Source organism: Nonomuraea sp. NPDC004580, from assembly GCF_040609855.1.
GTDB lineage: Bacteria > Actinomycetota > Actinomycetes > Streptosporangiales > Streptosporangiaceae > Nonomuraea > Nonomuraea salmonea.
The window spans coordinates 78,406-98,587 of record NZ_JBEXLH010000002.1 but is presented as its reverse complement, the minus strand read 5'-3'; the positions used below and the strand labels follow the sequence as shown (position 1 = coordinate 98,587).

Sequence of the window (20,182 nt, the reverse complement as noted above, 5' to 3'; positions counted from 1 at the left end):
GGTAACTAGGGCGTCGGATCCGTGAAATCCCCTCAACGCCATCGTGTTCGCCGGGTCTCGGCTGATCGAGTCCGGCACCGACCTGCAGACCGTCTGGGCCTCCGCACGGGCCTGCTGGAGCCGTTCGTCCGCACCTCGGACCAGGCAACGCCCTGAGCGCGACCGGCCCGCTCCGAGCGGATGACCTTCCTACCTGACCGCGGACTCCGCACGTCTCAGCTCGTCGGCGCAGGCGAGGGCTGGGAGGTGAACCCGAGTTCCTGAGAGATCAGCGCAGAGGTCTCCAGCAGGAGCGGCAGCTTCTCCTTCAGTTGCTCCAAAGTCGCGATCACCTCGATCGCGGTCACGGAGACGGCCGCGATGACCTGTCCGCGCGAATCCCTGATCGGTGCGGCGACGCACATGACATAGGCGTCGTGCTCGCCGTCGTCGACGGCCCAGCCGCGTTCGGCGACGCGGGTGAGCTCGGCCTCAAGGGATTCGCGGTCGGCGAGGGTGGTGCTGGTGTACCGCTCGAAGGTGACGTGCGAGAGCAGGCGGTCGCGTTCCTCCTGGGAGAGGTGGGCGAGGATGACCTTGCCCACCGCGCTCGCGTAGATCGAGACGGCGCGGCCGATCCGTGACGGCAGCTTCACCGCGGCGAACGCGGCGCTGTCCACCTTGTCGACGTAGATGATCTCATCGCCGGTCAGCTGTGCCAGGTGCACGGTATGGCCCGTCTGCCGCTGGAGCGCACGCAGGTGCGGGGATGCGAACTGACGTAGGTCCATGGAGCCGAGCGCGAGCTCCGACAGCTCGATGAGCCCGCTGCCGAACACGTACGTCCCCGCTCCCGTCTTGCGCACGAACCGTGCGTTCTCCAGCGTCTGGAGGATGCGGAGGGCCGTGGACTTGTGGACGCCGAGCACGTCCGCGGCCTCGGCGAGGGTCAGTGGATGCTCCGCGGCCAAGCGGATCAGGTCGATCGCGCGCTGGATCGATTGCCCCACCTGACGCCTCCTTCGCGTTGCGTATGTTGCAATGTAGCGCATGACCAGCGCAATCGCTACTTGACACCGTTGCACATGTCGCTACGATCGTTGCAATTCCGACAGGAAGTAACGAGTCATCACTCTGGAGTACAAATGAGGCTGCATCGCGTTGGCCGGAGCATGGTCGCGGCGGCCGGCGTCACCTGTATGGCCGCCGCCCTCTTGACCGGCTGCGGCTCGGACGGCGGATCCACCGAAGGCGGCGTGACCAAGCTGACGTTCGCCGCCTCGACCCTCGGCGACCCCGGCCGAGGCCCGCTCCTCACGAAGTGGCTCGAGGAGTTCAACAAGAGCCAGAACAAGATTCAGGTCTCTGCCGCTGCGGTGCCGTACCCGACCTTCGGCCAGACCGTCCTGACCCAGATGGGCAGCGGAAAAGGGCCCGATCTGATCCGCTTCGACATGCCGGAGTTCGAGGCCGCCGCGGATGCGGGCCTCATCGCACCGCTCGACGACCTCATCGACGTCAGCAAGTACGACCTGATCAAGCAGCCGGACCAGTTCATGCTCCATGACGGCCGGCGTCACGGGATCATCTTCGAGGCGTCGAACTACGCGATGTTCTACAACGCCGACCTGATCAAGAAGCCGCCCACGACCTATGAGGAGTTCGTCAAGACGGCCAAGTCGCTGACCAAGGGCGACACCTACGGCCTGGCGTTCCGCCAGACGGAGGCCGAGGAAGCCGGTGTGTGGCAGGACATCTTCAACTACGTCTACGGCTTCGGCGGCGCGTGGTCGGACGGCCAGAAGCTGACGATCAACTCGCCCGCGAACCTCAAGGGCCTGCAGGCGTTCAAGGACCTGTACGACGCCAAGGTGATCCCGCGCGGCACGGACGCGGCGACGTTCCGGCGCATGTTCGCCGAGGGCAAGGTCGGCATGGAGCTCAACAACGGCGGCTACGTGACGGCGACCCGCGGCCAGAACGCCGATCTGAACTTCAACGTCGCGCCCATCCCGTTCCCGGTCCGCAAGCAGGGCGCGATCCTCGCCCCCATCGTGATCAACGAGGCGAGCCCGGCCAAGGAGGCGGCGGCGACCTTCATCAAGTGGACGCTCGAGCCGGAGAACCAGGTCAAGCTGCAGGAGATCCTCGGCGCCAGCAGCGTGGCGACGGTCACCAAGCGAAGCCCTGAGCAGCTCAAGGAGACGCCGTTCCTGACCGTCTTCGACGACCTCACCGAGACGAGCCTGCCGCAGATCGTCCAGGGATTCGAGGCGCAGACGCCGGACATCCGGAAGATCGTCGTGCAGAACGTGATCGCGGCGCTCCAAGGCACGGTCGACCTCAAGACCGCACTGGACCGCGCTCAGCAGCAGGCGACCCAGCAGGTCGGCTGACCGGACGACACCGCCGGCGAGCCCCTCCCGCCGGCGGCGTCCTATTCTCTAAGGACCACATTCGATGACCGCGCTGGAACAGCAGCAGCTTCCAGGGCCTCGAACCGGGACCCGGCGTCGAGGCAGCCCCCTGGGGAGCAAGTGGACGCCCTACTTCTTCCTGGCCCCCGCAGCCCTCTTCATCCTGATCTTCCAGGTCGTTCCGCTGGCGCAGGAAGTCTTTCTGAGCTTCACGCGAACCTCATTGCTGAACCCCACACACAGCACCTGGGTGGGGCTCGACAACTACACCCGCATCTTCGGCGACGCGGAGTTCCGCCGTACCCTCCTCATCACCCTCGTCTACGTCGTCGTGTGCGTCGTCGCCGCCGTGGGAACCGGGCTCGGAGTCGCCCTGTTGCTCAACAAGGGCTTCCGCGGCCGGGGGCTGGCGCGGGCACTGGTGACCATTCCGTGGGCGGCGCCCGGCATCGCGGTCGCGCTCATCGCGATCTGGATGCTCAACCCGGACTACGGCATCGTGAACCGCATCCTTGACGCGGTCGGCCTCGGCGTCCCCGGCGGCGCGATCCTCGACAGCCCGCGATACGCCCTCCCGGCCATCCTCGTCACGACCATCTGGCAGTTGTTCCCGTTCACCTCGGTGGTCCTGCTGTCCGCGCTGCAGGCCGTCCCGTCGCACCTCACCGAGGCCGCGATGATGGACGGCGCGGGACGATGGTCGACCTTCCGCGCCGTCACCTGGCAGTCCATCAAGCCGACCGTCGGTCTGCTCGCCGTCCTCATGACGATCTGGTCGCTGCGGCGATTCGAGCTCATCTGGCTCATGACGAAGGGCGGACCGGTCGGCGCGACCCAGACGCTGGTCATCGACCTCTACTCGCAGGCCTTCGACTCCAAGCAACTCGGCTCGGCGGCGGCGGTCGGCATGGTCGGTGTGATCATCTCGCTCATCGTCATCGCCGGCAGCCGGTTCGTCGCCCGCGCCGCTGAAAGGGAGGCCGGCTGATGAGGCTGCCCCGCATCGGTCTGACCCTGCGGATCGTCGGTGTTCTCGTCGTGCTCGGGATCGCCGTCTTCCCGCTGTACTGGATGTTCGTCACCGCGCTGTCCGGCGATTCGGAGCTCTTCGCCGCCGAGGCCCGGCTCGTCCCCGACTTCTCCCAGTTCGGCGTCTTCATCGACGCGCTGGCCGAAGGCAAGGCGGCGACCTGGCTGCGCAACAGTCTGGTGATCGCCGCGGGCACGACGATCCTCTCGATCGGTCTCGGCATCCCGCTCGGCTACGCCCTGTCGCGCTTCTCGTTCCGGGGCAAGGTCCTCATGACCGTCGTGCTGCTGTTCACGCAGATGCTTCCCGAGGCGCTCATGGTCGTGCCGCTGTTCGCGCTCTTCCGGCGGTTCGACCTCCTCGACTCGCTCGGCGGGCTCATCCTGGTCAACTCCGCCTTCGTCCTGCCGATCGTCGCCCTCATCCTCAAGGGCGCCTTCGACGGCCTGCCCCGTGAGATCGAGGAGTCCGCGCGGGTCGACGGAGCACGACCGCTCACCGTGCTCACCCGCATCAACGTGCCGCTGATCGCCCCCTCGCTCGCCGCCAGCGCGGTCATCGCGTTCTTCCACGCCTGGAACGAGTACGTCTTCGCCGTGACGTTCATCTTCACTCCCGGGACGCAGCCGGCATCGGTCGGCATCGCCAACTTCATCGGCGAGCTCGGCACGCCCATCCAGACGGTCATGGCGGTCTCGTTCCTGTTCACGGCGCCGGCCGTCGTCTTCTATCTGTTCGTCCAGAAGTATGTGGTCGCCGGCATGACCGCCGGCGCCGTGAAGGGCTGAGCCGCACGTGAAGATCACCTCGGTCGACACTCTCGTCGTCGACTTCTACCGCACCAATCTCGTGATCGTCCGCGTCTCGACGGACGAAGGAATCGTCGGGCTGGGCGAAGCGACCCTGGAAGGCAAGGAACGCGCCGTCCAGGGCGCCGTCACCGAACTGGCCGAGGCCGTGACCGGGCTGGACCCCACGCGCATCTCCGGCATCCTGTACGAGCTGGCCAGGGACTGGTACTGGCGAGGCGGCCCCGTCATCATGACCGCGCTGAGCTCGTTCGAGATGGCGCTGTGGGACATCTCGGCACGAGAGCTCGGCGTCCCGGTCTCCCGCCTGCTCGGCGGCGCCACCCGCGACCGGGTGCGCGCGTACGCCAACGGCTGGTTCTCCGGAGCCGCCACGCCCGAGGAGTACGCGGCCGCCGCGAGGAAGACCGTCGACAGCGGCTTTCGCGGTCTCAAGTGGGATCCCTTCGAGAACTTCGACCTCACGATCACCTCCCGGCAGATGGACCGCGTGCTCGCGCAGATCGACGCCGTCCGCTCCGCCGTCGGGCCCGACGTCGAGCTGTTCATCGAGGGCCACGGCCGGTTCGACGTCTCTCACGCCATCAAGATCGCGCGGGAGATCGCGCAGTTCGATCCGGTGTTCTTCGAGGAGCCCTGCCCGCCGGACAACCTCGACGCCCTCGTCGACATCCGCCGGGCGTCGCCGGTGCCCATCGCCGCGGGGGAGCGATGGTTCGGGCGGCAGGGTTTCGCGCCGGCGCTCGCCCGCCAGGCGGTCGACTACGTCCAGCCTGACGTGACGCACGCCGGCGGCATCGCCGAGCTGGCCTTCATCTCGACGCTCGCCGCGACCAGCTACGTCGGGTTCGCGCCGCACAATCCCAGCGGACCGCTGAGCACGGCGGCGACGCTGCAGCTCGGGGCCGCCCTGCCCAACTTCCGCTACCTGGAGATCATGGCCACGGACGTCCCATGGCGCCCGGAGGTCACCAACGAGGGACTCGTGCTGACGGAGGAGGGCGACGTCCTCATCCCGACCGGGCCCGGTCTCGGCATCGAGCTCGACCTTGAGGCGATCGCACGGCATCCCTTCACACCCCACCCCATGCGGTTGTTCCAGGACGCCGTCTTCGACATCCGCCCCCCCGACGAGCGGTCCTTCTTCAACCTGGGAGACGGCGAATGAGCCTGTCATCGTCCGCTGAGCCCGCCTGGTTCGGGACGGCCGCGGACGCGCTGCCGGACGATGCCGCGGACGCCGTCCTGATCGGCCGGATCTGGGATCCTCTCGTCGAAGGGCCGTCACCCGTGGTGGTCCGCGACGGAGAGGTCATTGACATCAGCGCGGAGTTCCCGACGGTCCGCGACATCTGCGAGCTGCCGGAACCGGCTGCCGTGGTCTCCGGGCTGGACGGCCGGCACGTCGGCGCCTTCGAGGACGTGCTCGCCAATACCGGCTCCCCTGCCCGCGACCGTACCCGGCCCTGGCTGCTCGCACCGGTCGACCTCCAGGCGCTCAAGGCCGCCGGGGTGACCTTCGCCGTCTCGATGATCGAGCGCGTCATCGAAGAACGGGCCGGCGGCGACATGGCACTCGCGGCGGACATCCGCCACCGGATGCTCACCGGCGTCGGCGCCGACCTTCAGGACATCTCGCCAGGTTCCGAGGAGGCGGCGCGGCTGAAGACCCTGCTCGTCGCCGAAGGCATGTGGAGCCAGTACCTGGAGGTCGGGATCGGCCCCGATGCCGAGATCTTCACCAAGGGCCAGATCCTGTCCGCCATGGGAACCGCGACGCCTGTCGGGGTGCTCGCCGCCTCGACGTGGAACAACCCTGAGCCCGAGGTGTCACTCATCGTCCAGTCGAGTGGCCGGATCGTGGGGGCGACGCTCGGCAACGACGTCAACCTCCGGGACGTGGAAGGCCGATCCGCGCTCCTGCTGCCGATGGCGAAGGACAACAACGCGTCCTGCGCACTCGGCCCCCTCATCCGGCTCTTCGACGAGCGGTTCGACCTGGACCACGTACGCGGCCTCGCGGTGCGGCTGGACCTCGAAGGCGAGGACGGCTTCCGCCTTGAGGCGGTCTCGGAGATGTCGCGGATCTCACGCGATCCGGAAGCGCTGGTGCGGCAGCTGATCGGCCCGCACCATCACTATCCCGACGGCGCGGTCCTCATGCTCGGCACGATGTTCGCCCCCATCCAGGACCGCGACCACCCGGGCGAGGGGTTCACGCACAAGACCGGAGATGTGGTGAGGATCAGCTCTCCCGCACTCGGCACCCTGGTCAACCGCGTCCAGCACGCCGAGGACTGTGCGCCTTGGAGCTTCGGGACCCGTGACCTCATGGGAAATCTCCACGAGAGAGGACTTCTGTGAGCACTGCCCTGCCCGGGGCGTCCTTCAAGCGGCGAGAAAGGAGAGTGAAAGGCGGGCCTGGAAGGGTCGTCACGTCTCTGATGGAGAGGTGAGCATGACGGTCCACACCCCCGCGCCGTCCGGCGCCGCGCGTCGGCCGGGACGGCTCGGCCCCCTGCTGATCGGCCTGATCGTGGGCGTCGTGTTGTGCGCAGGGGCGGTGATCGCCATGCGCTGGCCCGCCCAGCAGACCCTCTACACCGACAAGCAGCCGGGCACGGTCGCGTACGACGACGACTCCTCGCACGTGATAGCGCTCATCCGCGATCACTCGCTGGTGGAGGACTCCTATCGCCTGTACGCGGGACGCGATCCGTCGCTGCGCTACGGCCACTTCGTCGACGTCGACCTCCCTGGCATCGCCGACACGCCGGTGCAGTCCACACAGTGGACTCCGGAAGGCGTACGGGTCCGCTTCGGCACCGGGCACGAGCTGTTCGTCCCCGCCACCGCCTTCACCGGCGGCCGATAGGGGACCACACGGTGCACGGCTGAGAGGATGCCTCCTACTCCGGTCCTGGCCCACTCGGCACCTGGGACGGCCACCTCTTCGGAGCCGCCTCCCTCGGGGATTGGGTTCTCCTCGTCGAGGTGAACGGGCATCTCGGCGTGAACAGGAAGGCCATCGTGCCGTTGTCGGCCGGTACGCGGCTCGTTTCCCATTCCCGTAACGTCAACGCAGTGGGCTGCTTCCACTGGGTGGAGGACGGGGAGATCCGCCTCTCCTTCGACCCGCTTTTCCCCTCCCTCCGCCACGGCAGCGCCCCGGACGAACTCGTGGAGACGATGCGACAAGTCGGCTTCGACCTCGGCGACGACATCGATCGCGGCATCCACGACAAGGCGGCATTCGCCCTGGCCGAGCACCTCACCGGAGTCAAGCTGACGCCACAGTCGCTGGAGGGGTCCACTTATCTGTGCGGCCTGGCGCCTCGATCCCGTTGAGCAACGGCGCGGTGCGCGCGAGGCCGTATCTGGCCGGTGCGGGCGGCCCGCCGCAGCAGCAGGATCGTGGGCACCATGCAGATCAGCAGTGCGAAAAGGCTGGCCTCGGGGCCGAAGGCGCCGCCGGTCAGTGCGGATGGGCCGGACAGCGTGACGTTCAGCAGGCCCTCGGACTGTACGGCCGATCCGGAGACCGTGACACCGAAGATCCCGGCTTGGGTGAAGTTCCAGGCGAAGTGCAGGCCGATGGGCAGCCACAGCGAGCGGGTCGCGATGTAGGCGGCGGCCAGCATGACTCCGGCCGTCAAGGCGATCGCGGACGCACCCCACAGGGTGGCGTTGGCGTTGATCAGGTGCATCGCACCGAACAGCACCCCGGATACGACTAGGGCGATCACCGTTCCGGCACGTTCCTCCATGATGCGGAACACCACCCCGCGGAACAGCAGTTCTTCGGTGACGGCGACGCTCGCCATCAGGCCCGCGGCGCCGAGGAACCCGCCGACGGAACCCCAGGACACCCCCTGCCAGCCACCGAACACCGCGATCAGCGTCATCAACCCGGCGAACATGCCGAGCCCGATCAGGGTTCCGCGCCGCAGCTGGGACCATCGTCCCGTCCTGCCGAGTTCGGGGATGTCCGGGCGGAGCTCGACGACCCGGCACAACCAGCGGTAGCAGGTCAGAGCGGCGATGGCCAGGCCGACCCCCACCGGCAGGGCGAGGATCGGTACAGGCAGGACGAGTTGGGTGATCCCGCCCGCCACCACCATCACACCGAACAACGTGATCAGCAGGACGGGGAACCGGACCCTGCGCAATCGGCCGCGGCCCGTGGTGGAGCCGGCCTGCGGGAGGGTATTTTCCGGTTGCTCCGGAGACGCCACGATCGTGATCCTTTCGAGTGAGTTTCCGCGGTGTCCTCCGCGGTGTCCTCCGCGGCGGAAAGAGCCGCTTGAGCCGCGCCGCACGGCCTTTGAATCGCCAACAGCGCCCATAGCACGACGGTCAGGGCCGGGGGCCGTCGCAGGAGACATCCTTGGCCGGCAGGGTTCCCTTGATCAGGAACGCGGCGGTGGCCTTGTCGGCGCAGGTCGATCCGGTGCCGTAGACGAAGTGACCGCCGTGCTCGACGCCGAGGAAGCCGGCGCGGTCACCCAGGGCCCTGCGCATTCCCCGGCCCGCTGCCCACGGTGTGGCGTTGTCGCGGCGGTTCTGCAGGATCAGGATGGTACGCGCACCGCGCGAGGTGATCTTGACCACCGGCTCGATCGGCTTCTGCGACCAGAACGCGCACGGCAGGATGTTGTTGGGCATGCCCGCGCTCAGCGGGTACTTCGCGCGGGCGGCCGCGGTGGCGTCGGCGTAGGAGTCCACCTTTCGCGACCAGGTGGTGTCCCCGCAGAGCATGGCCAGGACCATGGTGGCCTGGTTGTCCGCCGGCACGCCCTTCGCAGCCGGGGTGTCGGCGAGAACCTGCCGGAGCACGGCGACGTCCGCGTCCGCCGGGGCCTTGCCGGCGGACAGGTCGGCCGCCGCCTTCCAGAACCGGGTGAGCGGGGCGAGCATCTCGTTGCGCTGCAACATCTGGTATGTGACGCCGCGTAGCAGCGCACCGCTGATGGCCACCGACGTGCCCGGCATCGTGGCCGGCTCGCGGTCGAGACGGTCGGCCAGCGCGAGGAAGGTGTCGGTGACCTCGTCGGCGGTGCCGCCCAGCCCGAGGTCGGCGTCGTTCGCCGCGGCCACGCGGGCGGCGTCCGGGAACCGGTCGTTCATGCCCTCGTTCCAGGTGTTCAGCATCTTCGCCCACACCTTGGCCGGGTCGACGTTGCCCTCCAGCACCATCCGGTCGGTGTTGCGGGGGAACAGTGAGGCGTAGACCGCGCCGAGGTAGGTGCCGAAGGACTGACCCCAGTAGGAGATCTTCCGCGCTCCGAGCGCCTGGCGGATGCGATCCATGTCGCGCGCTGTGTTCGCGCTGTTGAAGAAGCGAAGCTTGCCACCGATCGTGGCGCACTGCCGGGCGACGGCGCGCGCGGTGGTGACGTTGCCCTCGATCGAGCCGCCGGCGCCGGGGTAGGGGAAAACGGTGAGCAGGCTGCTGCCGGACAGACCGCAGCTCATCGGGGTGCTGTGGCCGACGCCGCGCGCGTCGAACCCGATCAGATCGTAGGAGTCCCGCACCCCTTTGGGGAGCGTGAGTGCCATCTGGCCGGGCATGTCCAGGCCCTGCAGTCCCGGACCGCCCGGGTTGAACAGCAGGTCGCCGCGCTTCTTGCCGGGCTTGGCGGTGGCGATCCTGGAGACCGCGACGGTGATGGTCTCTCCGCCGGGGCGGCGGTAGTCCAGAGGCACCTTGACCGTGCCGCAGGTTTGCCTGGGGTCTCGTCCGGCGCCCGGCGCGGGTTCCGGGCACGCGCCCCACTTGATCGAGGTCTGGACGTGACCGGCGGTCGCCACGGCCCTGGCCTCGGCCGGTCGGCCGCCGATCACGGCCCCCGTTGCCGCGACCGCGGTCAGGGCGCCGGCGGCGGCGACGCGTACGCGGATGGTGTTTCCCATGGTGCTGTCCTCCGAATCACCGATGTGCCGCGATCTGGCGTCGCGGTCGACCGTGGTTGCCGGCCGCTGATGAGAAAGGTAGGAGTGGACGGCCCTGTCCCGAATCACTGTGTTGCGGACATTGCGTGTAGCTCACATGAGGGACAAGCGCGGCAACATCGGGATCAGGTATCGCTAGGCTCTGACCTATGTCGGGGACCTGTGCCAGCGACCGGTTGCGGAGGTTGCGGGAGCTGCGGCGCGTCCACGACGCCGCGGTGTGGGACCGATGGCTGGCCGTCGTGTGCACCGGGCTGGCATTCGTGCCGGCGCTGTCGATCATGAGCGTCGAGTTCGGCGACCGGTCAGGACGTCCGGCCGACGCGTTCCAGATCGTCCTGATCCTGGCCCAGACGGTGCCTCTGGCCGTGCGGACCCGATGGCCCGCCGCGTGTCTGGCGATCAGCGGCACGGCTTTCGTGCTCCACGAGACGCTCGGCTACCCGATGCAGTTCGGCACCGTGACGGTGTACATCGCGCTGTACTCCGTGGGCGCGCACCAGGAGCGATTCCGGCGCGTCATCGCCGCCGTGGCGTCGGCCGCGTACGTCGCGCTGTGCGTGGCCATAGTCCTGCTCGGCTCACCGCTTCTGCAGAGCGACTTCCTGATCTTCTACCTGCTTTTCGCCGCGTGCTGGCTGGTCGGCGCCTTCGTACGCGGGCAGCGGCTCCAGGAGGCCGAGCGACGCAGGCTCGCCGCCGAGGCCGCGGCCGCCGCGGAGCGGGCGCGCATCGCGCGGGAGCTGCACGACGTGGTGACCCACCACGTCACCGGCATCGTCGTGCAGGCCGACGCCACGCAGTTCGTGGCCACCTCGCCGGAGCAGGTGGTCGCGGCGCTGTCCACGATCGGCGGCGCCGGCCGCCGAGCCCTGGCCGAACTGCGGTCTCTGCTGGACGTGCTGGAGGCGACCGGAGAGTCGGCCACCCCCGTCGTGGGCAGCGTGCGAGACCTGGTCGAACAGACCCGAAGCGGCGGCCAGCCGATCGAGCTGGTGGAGGACGGCGACCAGCCCTCGCTTCCGGCCGTCGTGGGGCTGGCCGTGTACCGGGTGGTCCAGGAGGGCCTGACGAACGCCGTCAAGTACGCCGAAGGCCGCCCCACCACCGTTCGCATCGGCTACCGGGACGACCGGGTGGAGGTCGAGGTGTCGAACGCCGCCGCCGCGGTCCCCGTCGACGCGAGAAGCAGCCTCTCCGGCGGGCGCGGCCTGGCCGGTCTGCGCGAGCGGATCGGCGTGCTGGGTGGCGCGCTGGCCGCAGGCGAGCAGCCGGACGGTGGTTTCCGGGTCTCCGCGTCGATCCCCGTGGGCGGTGCCGAATGACCATCCGTGTCGTGATCTGCGAGGACCAGGAGGTCGTCCGTACCGGCTACCAGACGGCGTTCGACGCGCAGCCGGACATGGCGGTGGTCGGCGTGGCCGCCGACGGCCCGGCCGCGGTCGAGGCGGTCACCAGCCTGCAGCCCGACGTGGTGATCATGGACATCCACATGCCGCTGATGGACGGCATCGAGGTGACGAGGCGCATCGCCGGCCCCGGAGTCGTGGCGCCGCCGAAGGTACTGGTGGTGACCACGTTCAACGTGGACAAGTACGTCTACGAAGCCCTGCGTGCCGGAGCCAGCGGCTTCCTTCTGAAGGACGCCCCTCTACTGGAGCTGGTGAACGGCGTCCGCACCGTCGCCCGCGGAGAGTCCCTGCTGTCCCCCACCGTGACCCGTACCCTGATCGGTCGCTTCGCCGACCGCCTCCGCCCGGCCGCCCCCACCCCCGACGAGGATCCGCTGGCCGTCCTGGCTCCCCGCGAACGCGAGGTACTGCGGCTGATCGCCCGCGGCCTCTCCAACGCCGAGATAGCCGCGGAACTGGTCATCAGCTTCGAGACCGTCCGAACCTACGTCTCCCGGATCCTCACCAAACTGGACCTGCGCGACCGCGTCCAGGCCGTGGTCTTCGCCTACCGCACAGGCTTCGCCGACGACGACCGCTGAAACCGGCAAGGCCCTTCAACACCGATAAGGTGCAGGTCGGATGGGGTGGTGGCGTGGTAGGGCGCCCGGGGCTGGAAGGCGTGCGCGGCGCGGTTGCGGCGGGTGGGTCGAAGAACCCTGAGAAATCTCGTCCCGCCGGTGAATCCTTTCGCGAGGCGGCGGACTCTTATGAGGTGATGGCCACATCGGAGAGGAATCGGGCATGGATGACGTCGTGACGCCGGCGGCTGACCGCACGTGGGCGAGCGCGCAGCTCATCGAGGCCGCACAGGCCGGCGACCGGCAGTCGATCACCGCGGTGGTCGACGGGGCCCATGCCCACGTGCGGCGCTTCGCGCAGCGTCTGTGCGCGTCCCCGCAGGACGCCGAGGACGCCGCGCAGGAAGCACTGATCACCCTGTACCTGAAGATCGGCACGCTGCGCGCCACCGGGGCGCTGGCCTCGTGGATGTTCCGCATCGTCAAGAACGAGTGCCTGCGCCGCGCGCGACTGCTGTTCGACCGCGACGAGGAGGCCGGCGCCGATGCGGTGACGTCCGCCGAGGACGAGGTCATCCGGCGGCTGGAAGCCGAGCGCGTTGCTCAGGCGATCAAGGAGTTGCCGGACGTCCAGCGCCGGGTTCTGATCATGCGGGATGTGCTGGGGCATCCGGGCCGGAGGACGGCGGCGACACTCGGCCTGAGCAACGCCGCGATGAAATCCCATCTCCACCGGGCCCGCACGAGGCTCCGGCTCAGCCTGGGCGACACGACCGGCCCTGCCTGATGTGAGCCGTCCGCTGTTTTCCGTTCGTCACAAGGGAGTTTCGCCATGCTCATGACCGGATCGCCTGCGCCTGACATGGTGCTCGAGGACACCGACGGCCAGGCTTTCAGGCTGTCCGACCATCAGGGCAAGAACGCCGTGCTGATCTACTTCATGCGGTCGACGTCGTGCCCGGTCTGCAACAGGCACGTCCAGGATCTCGCCCGGAGCCGCGACGAGTTCGTGGCCGGCCACGTGCGGGTGTTCGTCGCGGTCCCGGAGGATCGTCAGGAAGCGGCGGCGTGGAAGGCCAGGCGCCAGATCCCGTTCCCCGTCCTCACCGGGCGGCGCGGCACCCCGCACGAGATGGTCGGCCTGAGCAGGAGGCTCTTCGGCTCGATGCAGCAGTCAGGCGACCTCCTCGTCGACATCCGGAACGTCATCCGCCACGTCCACGGCGCCACCCTCCCCACGAGTGCCTACGACAGGAAGGGGATCATCGCCGCCGTCCAGGGTCTCCGCGCTCACCCTTAGCTCTGGTCGCGGAACTTCCTCAAAGCATGGCCGGCCAAATACTCGGGAAGTTGATGGCGGATCCACGCTTTTGGACGGGGCGACCTCCCAGAGGTCTTTGACCTGGCGGTGCAGCAGGCCGGCGAATGGGTAGTCGTGTGCGCCGGCCGCGCGCGCCGCGATGTGGTCCTCGTGCGCGGCGATGGAGACGGTGAAGCGCTCGGCGGAACGGTGGTCCTCGGTCCCGGGACGTTTTTTCTGGGAGAAGGGACGGTGAGCTTCGACGGCCGGCGCCGCACGGGCCTCGCCGTCACGGGCTGTGGTGGGCTGCCGGTCCTGATGCCCCCGGGTGCGGCCGAGGGTCAGGAGCGGTCAGTGGCGCTGGCGGAGTTCTTCGTTGATGCGCAGTGCCTCGGCGAGCTGGTCTTCCAGGATGATGATGCGGCAGGCCGCCTCCAGCGGGGTGCCGGCGTCGGCGAGTTCGCGGGCACGGGCGGCCAGGCGAAGTTGGTAGCGGGAGAAGCGGCGGTGGCCGCCCTCGCTGCGTAGCGGCTCGATCAGCTTGGCGGCGCCGAGGCTGCGCAGGAACGCCGGGGTGACGCCGAGGATCTCGGCGGCCCGGCCCATGCTGTAGGCGGGGTAGTCCTCATCGTCGAGGCGCTGCCCGAGGCTACTGGCCGCTTCGGCTGACTGGCCGGCCGGGTGAGCGCTGGTTGGGTGGGGCTGCTCCCGCCTGGAGATGGTGGTCGATGCCTGGGGTGTTCGATTCATGCAACCTTCCGAATGCAGACAGGGGCCCCGGCGCCTTGATGCGCCGGGGCCCGCATGAGGTTTAACACCATCGACCGGCCTGCTGGCCGGTCCACTTGTTCCGCATCTGGCCGCTCGATGGGGCGGGATGCGAGGATCGCGTAAGCGTGACCGTAGACCACCGTCCTGTTCGTGGAGCTGCGGTACCCGTGCGGCATTCTCCAGCCGGCGACGGGCGATCCTGATGGCGTTCAACACTCCCTTCTGATGTATCCGTACCTCGACACCCCGACCTCTGGTGTCGGCTTCGCGCAACGGCAGCGCGTCCATCACCCGGGCCCTGTTCAACTGCGCCGGCCCCGGCGATCCGACCTTCTGCCTGCACTTCGTTCTGCACTCCTGCGTCCACGTCCGTCCGGGCAGACCGTCGTGGTGCTCGTCCTGCGCTGCCCTCGTGGATCCGTCTCTTGCGACGTAAGAAACTCTAGCTCCCCACCGCACGAATTTCTACAGTTGCGACTACAGATTTTCTTGAGCGTGTCAGGTACGAAGTTGCTCTCCCGCCACACGATCGACGCGAGAAGCGGGCCGGGCCAGGGGTGAGTGATGGCGATGAGCGAGCACGACCAGGGTCAAGATGGCAGCAAAGATCGAGGGATCGATCAGGGGCGGGGAGATGGGCTGGTGATCGTGGTGTGGCATTCGGCGGTGTGCCCGGTGATGGACCTGCGGGGGTGAGCCGCGCGCCACGACGGCCGCCGGCCCGGCATGTGGACCTCGCCGCACCGGTGCATGATGGCCGGCAACTCTAGGATCTTCACACGGGCGTCCCAGCGGGGCGCTTCGTCGAGCACCACGAACCAGCCCACCGGACGGGTACGCGCCAGAGCTTGGGCAGCCGATCGGGCAACCCGATACGGGTCGCCGTCCTCGACGGTGACAGCCGGGCTCTCGTCGACGGCCTGGCGATGGCCAGGAGCACGTCGACAGCGACCTTGCGGCGCAAGGCCCGCGGATCCTGGGCCAGCCGCACGAGGAACGGCACCGCCGGTGCGGTGGCGTCCACCTGCAGAAGCAGGCGAGTACGTCGCAGACGATGACCAGCCGCTTCTCCAGCTCAAGGACGTTCGATCCCGCTCCTGTGCCGGGTCGATGGGCCGAGGTCCCACCCACTCCGTGCAGCAGCGCGGGAACACGTCCTCGGTCGCCGCGACAGTCCACCAGCGCGGCCCCGGTCCACATGGTCAAGCCCAGCCAGCGGCGCGCTCGTTTCCCGACCGTCTCTCTGCCGGCCCGCGGCACTCGAAGAGAGATCCTCGCACATGTCAAGCCCCCTGCTTCTCCGCCCGCGCTCGATTCGGGGCGAATTTTGCGGTATCGACGTTGTCACCTCTGCCCCGCAGTCGTCCTCGAGGTGATCATGCCGGTGAAGCATGTGGCTGGCGCAGAGCCTCCAGCACGGACGCGTACAAGCGCGTCTTGATGGTTCTCAGAGTGTCCCCGGTTTTGTCCACCTCGTGCCGCGCCCATGCGACGGCCATGTCCCGCACCTCCTCGGCTGCGGCCGCCCGGTCGACGATCGCCGAACCTGCCGCGTCGTACCCGCCGTAACGCCGGGCGGTCACCATCGCCTCATGAGCCACCTGAGGCGTGAGCCTGGAGTGGATGAGCGCCGACATGCCGTCGGTGAAGGGAAGGTTGAGATCAGCTTCGGGCAGGCACCAATACCCGCGGTCACGGCGCATCACACGGAAATCGTGCGCCAGCGAGAACATCGCGCCGGCGGCGAAGGCGTGCCCCTGTATCGCCGCCACCGTGACCACAGGCATGGTCAACATGCGGGCCAGCAGCTCATGGGCGTCCAGCAGGACGCGCTCGGCCTGATCTTCGTTCGCGAGCATCCAGTCGAGATCCAGGCCGTTGGAATAGAACTTCCCGGTGGCCGTGGTGACCAGGGACTTGGGTCCGGTGTCGTTCTCCACTTGGTCCAGCAGCGTGTTGACCGAGTGGATCCAGTCAGGATTGAAGCGGTTCTCGGTGTCGCCCAGATCAAGGATGTAGACGTCATCCTGGCGGATCATCGAAGGCATGGCCGGTCCCCTAGTGTCTTGCGCGTTTCCCCCCACCATGCCGCAACCGGCTCGCGGCGGCATCTGTCGCGTGACTGGAAAATCCCAGTCGGGCTCTCGCAGCCGAGTGTGGGGGGCGATCACGCGGCCGCGGACCGCGGCTCACCGCCCCGGACCCGGGGTACTGCCGCAACGCCCGGCGGTAGCCGCGGGTGCGACGCCGCTGCGACGGTGCAGGTTGGCGGGCACGGGCGCCGTCCCGCCCGACGCCCCACGCCATGACCGCCCTGCCCTGCGCTGTCAGGCGTGGGCTCGCGTCTCCCGCCACGATGGGCGATCAGGGCTCACCCGAGGTCGATGGTGGGCAGTTGGCGGCGGGAGCTGTTGATCCGGTAGATCATCAGCCGGTCGAGGCCGCCGTCGGAATCGCCATGGTTCCTTCCACGTCAGGCCGTATGTCGGCGGCTGCGCCAGTGCCGGCGTCGTGAACGCCGAGACGGGCTGGTCTCCCGGTCCTCCCAACGTGATCGTGAAGAGGCGCTCCAGGCCGGCGTCGTCGCCTGGGAAGGCGCCGCCACACCGCCGCCGTCAGCTCGATCGCTGCCACGTCCGTCACCGGCCGGCCCCTGGCCGTGACCGCCGGCAACGACGAGACCGTGCGAGTGTGGGACCTCACCACCGGCGAGCAGATCGGCGCGCCCGGCGTCAGTCACCGCCGCTGGGTCCGCGCGGTCGACACCGCGGTGATCGACGGCACACCGGTCTCCGTGGCCGGGTCCTTCCATGGCGGCCTCCAGATCCGGGAACTGGCCACCAACCGGCGCGTCAGTGTCATCTCCCCCCTGCAGCACGGCCCGTGCGGCGGTTCGCCACCGCCGTGGTAGGCCGTCAGCCGGTCTCCCTCACCACGAGCGAGCACCGGAACTGGGATGAGGAGCTGCCGGTGCAGCTGTGGAGCTGCGCACCGGCCGGCACCTTGGTGACCTACCGGCCGTCGACGTGCGGGCGCTCACCGCAGTCTCGGTGCGCGGTCACCCGGTCGCCGTCACCGCCGACGGCCGCGGGGTGGAGGTATGGGACCTGACCAGCCGGCGGCGTATCGGCCCCCGCCTGTACCTCCCTGACGCCGTGACGGCCATCGCCGTGGACGAGACCGGACACATCGTCGTCTGCTCCGGCAGCGGCATCGCGGTGTTCGGCCTTCCTCAGGCGCAACATGCGCAAGGTCTTCCCGGACCACTGGTCGTTCCTGCTGGGGGAGAGCGCGAGTGCTCACCGGCGCGGACGTGGCCCCGATGAACGGGGTGCTCCCCAGCGCGCGCCGCAGCTGGCTGGGCCGCTTCCACGCCTGGACGAGCCGCACGTACGGCGGGGAGAGGATCGCCCTGGACCCCGGCCGGAGCGATGGGCACGGGAGCGGCAGCACGAGTTCGGCGCCGGCTCAGGCTTCCTCCTCGGGCGCGATGCCACTGCGCCTGGCCAGTACCCGGGTCCCCGGGCCGTAGGCGGCGCCCGGGCCGGGCAGCGCCGTCACATTGGCCGCGGTGACCGGCTCCCCGCAGGTCGAGCAGCAGACCTGCGGCGTGAATTCCGTCCCGCACCCGTCGTGCACCAGACGCACCGGCCGGCCACCCTCCGGGGTCGCCCACCTGTCACCCCAGGCCATCAGCGCCATCAGCACCGGTACGAGTTCACGGCCGGCCTCGGTGAGGTGGTACTCGTGCCGCAATGGCCGCTCCTGGTAGGCCCGGCGCTCCACGATGCCGTCGGCGACCAGCCCCTGGAGCCGCCGGGTGAGCAGGTTGCGCGCGATGCCGAGGTTCTCCGCGATGTCGTCGAACCGACGCAGGCCGAGGTAGATGTCGCGCACGATGAGCGGCGTCCACCACTCGCCGACGCGCTCGAGGGACTGCCCGATCGAGCAGTGCATCTGCGCGAAGCTGGTGCGTTGCATGACGCCAGTGTAAAGGGTTGCTTCATTGAACTCACCGTCGTACGGTGAGGCCATGCAGGTTTAATGAAAGGACTCACTTATGCCGTTCGTGGAACTGTTCATCCCCAAGGGCTCGCTCGATCAGGAGCAGCGCGAAAGGATCGGCGGGCGACTGGTGTCGGAGGTGATGGTCGCCGAAGGCGCCCCTGACACCGAGACGGCCAAAGCCATCTCCTGGCTGGTGGTCAACGAGACCGACGCCTGGTTCGTGGGCGGCCGGCAGCTGCCAGCTGGCGAGAAGCCGAGATACGTGGTACGCGTCGGAGTCCCCGCCGGCTCGATGAACGACGACAAACGCCGCGACATTGTCCAGCGCGTCACGTGCGTGCTCGCCGAAGCCGACACTGATCCGGACAGGTTCGCCGAGCCCACCACCGCATGGGTGCACATCAACGAGATCCCCGAGGGCAACTGGGGCGCAGCCGGTCAGATCGTGCGTATCGAGGACATCGCAGCCTTCGTGACCAGCGGCTGACAGGCGGTCGGGCGAGCTGCCCCGGCGTCAGGCCCGAGGCTCAGAGATCTCGATGACGTGCAGCGGCTCGTCGAGGGCGTGTGCGGCCGCGGCCCAGTGCGAGCCGTCAAGGGTGAGGACGAGGCAGTCGGTAGTGTCGGCCAGCATGGCGACATGGGCGTCGCCCCAGCCGAGCCCGCTTCGGTCGAGCACCGCCGCCAGTCGATGCTGTGCTCCGGCTCACGCAGGCCCGCGGCGGTGCTCCATGGCGGCGTCTTGGCGAGCCGCTGTCGGGAGCCGCCGCGGGCGATGGCGACGACCGACATGACCATCGCCTGGCCCTGGTCGTCCCGGCGGACCAGCATCTCCACTGGTGGCCCGGCCCGTCGATGGCGTCTGGACCGCAGAGCGTCAGTCACTGGACCTGGTGGCCGAAATCGGCGGCACCAGGTTCGGCCAGCGGCAGGATCGGCTCGGCCCGGCTGCCGTCGTGCATCTTGAAGCGGCTGGCGTCCAGGAACGGGTAGTCCAGCTCCACCCCGGCAAGGGCGCGCCGGCACCAGGCGTCCTACTCCGAGCGGCTTCCGTCACACCATCGCGCAGGCCCGGCGGTAGAAGGCGACCTGGTCGGCGACCACGCGGTCGCGCAACGCGGGGTCGGTGTAGAAGGTGAAGTGGGTGCCGGGGTAGACGCGCAGCTCGCCGTCCGAGGCGCGTTCGGCCAGCTCCCGGTTGCTCTCCGGCGGTGTCTCCCGGTCGTCGGCGGCAACGCACACCAGCAGGGGACAGGTCAGGCGGGCCGCGGACTCGGCGGGGTGGTAACGCATCATCTGCAGCAGCCCTCTGGGGGCGACGCTGTTGCGCCACGACGTCTGTTGTTCGCCGCCGGTCAGGGTCTGGATGTGCTGGTCAGCCTCGGGGGTCGCGGTCACGGCGAGCTCTCCCGGCCGTCCCACCATGGGGATGTAGTACGGCCGCAGGCCCAGCCTGCCCCGCAGCGCGTCCCAGAAGATCGCGCCCAGTACCTTCAACGTCTCACCGGTTGACCGTCCCTCGACCTTCTTCGGGAAACCGTTGAACGGGATCTGCGACACCACGGCCGCAATGCGGGGGTCGTCCGCGGCCACGGTGATCACGTGGGCGCCGCCCAGCGAGTTGCCCCACAGCAGCACCTTGCCGGGGTCGACCCGCTCGTGCCCCCGGACGAAGTCCACGGCGGCGCGAACATCGGCGAGCTGGCCGCGGATGTCGGGAACCTGGCGCGGCTCGCCGTCGCTCTCGCCGAAGCTCCGGTAGTCGAAGACCAAGGCTGCGAACCCTGCGGCGGCGAAGCGCTCGCCGTAGTCGAAGAGCCGGTCCATCGTCCCGCTGAAGCCGTGACAGAGCACCACGCACGGCGCCGGGCTCGCTTCGGCGGGCAGATAGAGGTATCCGGCGCACCGGACGCCGTCAACGGTGAAGGACACTTTGGATCGCAT

General features: G+C 68.8%; 24 protein-coding genes. 15 read left to right on the top strand and 9 right to left on the bottom strand.

Annotation, left to right across the window (positions count from 1 at the left end; translation table 11 throughout):
- Positions 1 to 215 precede the first annotated feature (215 nt).
- A complete protein-coding gene (locus tag ABZW11_RS03600; protein WP_355412224.1) occupies positions 216 to 989 on the bottom strand; it encodes an IclR family transcriptional regulator in 774 nt (257 codons plus the stop codon).
- 135 nt (positions 990 to 1,124) lie between these two features.
- On the opposite strand from ABZW11_RS03600, the gene ABZW11_RS03595 reads away from it, so the two are divergent.
- From ABZW11_RS03595 to ABZW11_RS03565, 7 genes are all read left to right on the top strand, one after another.
- On the top strand, positions 1,125 to 2,375 hold the full coding sequence (locus tag ABZW11_RS03595) for a sugar ABC transporter substrate-binding protein (RefSeq protein WP_355412222.1): 1,251 nt from the start codon (positions 1,125 to 1,127) through the stop codon (positions 2,373 to 2,375).
- A 64-nt stretch (positions 2,376 to 2,439) separates the two neighbouring features.
- The gene (locus ABZW11_RS03590; protein WP_355412220.1) at positions 2,440 to 3,384 is read left to right on the top strand and encodes a sugar ABC transporter permease; all 945 of its coding nucleotides are present in this window, start codon (positions 2,440 to 2,442) and stop codon (positions 3,382 to 3,384) included.
- Positions 3,384 to 4,214 carry a carbohydrate ABC transporter permease gene (locus ABZW11_RS03585; protein WP_355412218.1) on the top strand — a complete coding sequence of 277 codons (831 nt, stop codon included), beginning with the start codon at positions 3,384 to 3,386 and terminating at the stop codon, positions 4,212 to 4,214. The genes ABZW11_RS03590 and ABZW11_RS03585 overlap by 1 nt, the downstream gene beginning before the upstream one ends.
- A gap of 7 nt (positions 4,215 to 4,221) precedes the next feature.
- On the top strand, positions 4,222 to 5,403 hold the full coding sequence (locus ABZW11_RS03580) for a mandelate racemase/muconate lactonizing enzyme family protein (RefSeq protein WP_355412216.1): 1,182 nt from the start codon (positions 4,222 to 4,224) through the stop codon (positions 5,401 to 5,403).
- Positions 5,400 to 6,599 (top strand): fumarylacetoacetate hydrolase family protein, encoded by a 1,200-nt coding sequence (locus tag ABZW11_RS03575; protein ID WP_355412214.1) that lies wholly within the window; start codon positions 5,400 to 5,402, stop codon positions 6,597 to 6,599. The genes ABZW11_RS03580 and ABZW11_RS03575 overlap by 4 nt, the downstream gene beginning before the upstream one ends.
- 94 nt (positions 6,600 to 6,693) lie before the next feature.
- Positions 6,694 to 7,110 (top strand): hypothetical protein, encoded by a 417-nt coding sequence (locus ABZW11_RS03570; RefSeq protein ID WP_355412212.1) that lies wholly within the window; start codon positions 6,694 to 6,696, stop codon positions 7,108 to 7,110.
- A gap of 119 nt (positions 7,111 to 7,229) precedes the next feature.
- Positions 7,230 to 7,583: a DUF6461 domain-containing protein gene (locus tag ABZW11_RS03565; protein WP_355412210.1), complete on the top strand. Its 354-nt coding sequence runs from the start codon at positions 7,230 to 7,232 to the stop codon at positions 7,581 to 7,583.
- Here the strand turns inward: ABZW11_RS03565 and ABZW11_RS03560 are convergent.
- Together ABZW11_RS03560 and ABZW11_RS03555 are read right to left on the bottom strand one after the other, a co-directional pair.
- Positions 7,550 to 8,470, bottom strand: coding sequence for a type II CAAX endopeptidase family protein (locus tag ABZW11_RS03560; RefSeq protein ID WP_355412208.1), 921 nt, complete (start codon positions 8,468 to 8,470; stop codon positions 7,550 to 7,552). The genes ABZW11_RS03565 and ABZW11_RS03560 overlap by 34 nt on opposite strands.
- Before the next feature lie 121 nt (positions 8,471 to 8,591).
- Positions 8,592 to 10,148, bottom strand: a complete 1,557-nt coding sequence (locus tag ABZW11_RS03555) for an alpha/beta hydrolase (RefSeq protein ID WP_355412206.1) — start codon at positions 10,146 to 10,148, stop codon at positions 8,592 to 8,594.
- Between the two features lie 188 nt (positions 10,149 to 10,336).
- Between ABZW11_RS03555 and ABZW11_RS03550 the strand changes: the two genes are divergently transcribed.
- From ABZW11_RS03550 to ABZW11_RS03535, 4 genes are all read left to right on the top strand, one after another.
- Complete coding sequence (locus ABZW11_RS03550) at positions 10,337 to 11,512, top strand: histidine kinase (RefSeq protein WP_355412204.1); 1,176 nt, start codon at positions 10,337 to 10,339, stop codon at positions 11,510 to 11,512.
- Positions 11,509 to 12,180 carry a response regulator transcription factor gene (locus tag ABZW11_RS03545; protein ID WP_355412202.1) on the top strand — a complete coding sequence of 224 codons (672 nt, stop codon included), beginning with the start codon at positions 11,509 to 11,511 and terminating at the stop codon, positions 12,178 to 12,180. The genes ABZW11_RS03550 and ABZW11_RS03545 overlap by 4 nt, the downstream gene beginning before the upstream one ends.
- 202 nt (positions 12,181 to 12,382) lie before the next feature.
- Positions 12,383 to 12,946 carry an RNA polymerase sigma factor gene (locus ABZW11_RS03540; RefSeq protein ID WP_355412200.1) on the top strand — a complete coding sequence of 188 codons (564 nt, stop codon included), beginning with the start codon at positions 12,383 to 12,385 and terminating at the stop codon, positions 12,944 to 12,946.
- Between the two features lie 45 nt (positions 12,947 to 12,991).
- Positions 12,992 to 13,459: a redoxin domain-containing protein gene (locus ABZW11_RS03535; protein ID WP_355412198.1), complete on the top strand. Its 468-nt coding sequence runs from the start codon at positions 12,992 to 12,994 to the stop codon at positions 13,457 to 13,459.
- Positions 13,460 to 13,810: 351 nt separating this feature from the next.
- On the opposite strand, the gene ABZW11_RS03530 is transcribed toward ABZW11_RS03535, so the two are convergent.
- Positions 13,811 to 14,209, bottom strand: a complete 399-nt coding sequence (locus ABZW11_RS03530; RefSeq protein WP_355412196.1) for a MerR family transcriptional regulator — start codon at positions 14,207 to 14,209, stop codon at positions 13,811 to 13,813.
- A gap of 591 nt (positions 14,210 to 14,800) precedes the next feature.
- On the opposite strand from ABZW11_RS03530, the gene ABZW11_RS03525 reads away from it, so the two are divergent.
- Complete coding sequence (locus ABZW11_RS03525; protein WP_355412194.1) at positions 14,801 to 14,926, top strand: hypothetical protein; 126 nt, start codon at positions 14,801 to 14,803, stop codon at positions 14,924 to 14,926.
- A 680-nt stretch (positions 14,927 to 15,606) separates the two neighbouring features.
- Here the strand turns inward: ABZW11_RS03525 and ABZW11_RS03520 are convergent.
- Positions 15,607 to 16,278: an enoyl-CoA hydratase-related protein gene (locus ABZW11_RS03520; RefSeq protein ID WP_355412192.1), complete on the bottom strand. Its 672-nt coding sequence runs from the start codon at positions 16,276 to 16,278 to the stop codon at positions 15,607 to 15,609.
- A gap of 635 nt (positions 16,279 to 16,913) precedes the next feature.
- Between ABZW11_RS03520 and ABZW11_RS03515 the strand changes: the two genes are divergently transcribed.
- Positions 16,914 to 17,141, top strand: a complete 228-nt coding sequence (locus tag ABZW11_RS03515; RefSeq protein ID WP_355412190.1) for a hypothetical protein — start codon at positions 16,914 to 16,916, stop codon at positions 17,139 to 17,141.
- A gap of 67 nt (positions 17,142 to 17,208) precedes the next feature.
- Positions 17,209 to 17,556: a hypothetical protein gene (locus tag ABZW11_RS03510; protein ID WP_355412188.1), complete on the top strand. Its 348-nt coding sequence runs from the start codon at positions 17,209 to 17,211 to the stop codon at positions 17,554 to 17,556.
- A gap of 142 nt (positions 17,557 to 17,698) precedes the next feature.
- Here ABZW11_RS03510 and ABZW11_RS03505 read toward each other — a convergent pair whose 3' ends face one another.
- On the bottom strand, positions 17,699 to 18,211 hold the full coding sequence (locus tag ABZW11_RS03505) for a helix-turn-helix domain-containing protein (protein WP_355412186.1): 513 nt from the start codon (positions 18,209 to 18,211) through the stop codon (positions 17,699 to 17,701).
- A gap of 79 nt (positions 18,212 to 18,290) precedes the next feature.
- Here ABZW11_RS03505 and ABZW11_RS03500 point away from each other — a divergent pair, with 79 nt between their 5' ends.
- The gene (locus ABZW11_RS03500) at positions 18,291 to 18,725 is read left to right on the top strand and encodes a hypothetical protein (protein ID WP_355412184.1); all 435 of its coding nucleotides are present in this window, start codon (positions 18,291 to 18,293) and stop codon (positions 18,723 to 18,725) included.
- A gap of 27 nt (positions 18,726 to 18,752) precedes the next feature.
- On the opposite strand, the gene ABZW11_RS03495 is transcribed toward ABZW11_RS03500, so the two are convergent.
- From ABZW11_RS03495 to ABZW11_RS03485, 3 genes are all read right to left on the bottom strand, one after another.
- Entirely contained in the window at positions 18,753 to 18,917 is a 165-nt protein-coding gene (locus ABZW11_RS03495; protein ID WP_355412182.1) for a hypothetical protein, read from the bottom strand.
- A 202-nt stretch (positions 18,918 to 19,119) separates the two neighbouring features.
- Positions 19,120 to 19,242 carry a hypothetical protein gene (locus tag ABZW11_RS03490; protein WP_355412180.1) on the bottom strand — a complete coding sequence of 41 codons (123 nt, stop codon included), beginning with the start codon at positions 19,240 to 19,242 and terminating at the stop codon, positions 19,120 to 19,122.
- Between the two features lie 49 nt (positions 19,243 to 19,291).
- On the bottom strand, positions 19,292 to 20,182 hold the full coding sequence (locus tag ABZW11_RS03485) for an alpha/beta fold hydrolase (RefSeq protein ID WP_355412178.1): 891 nt from the start codon (positions 20,180 to 20,182) through the stop codon (positions 19,292 to 19,294).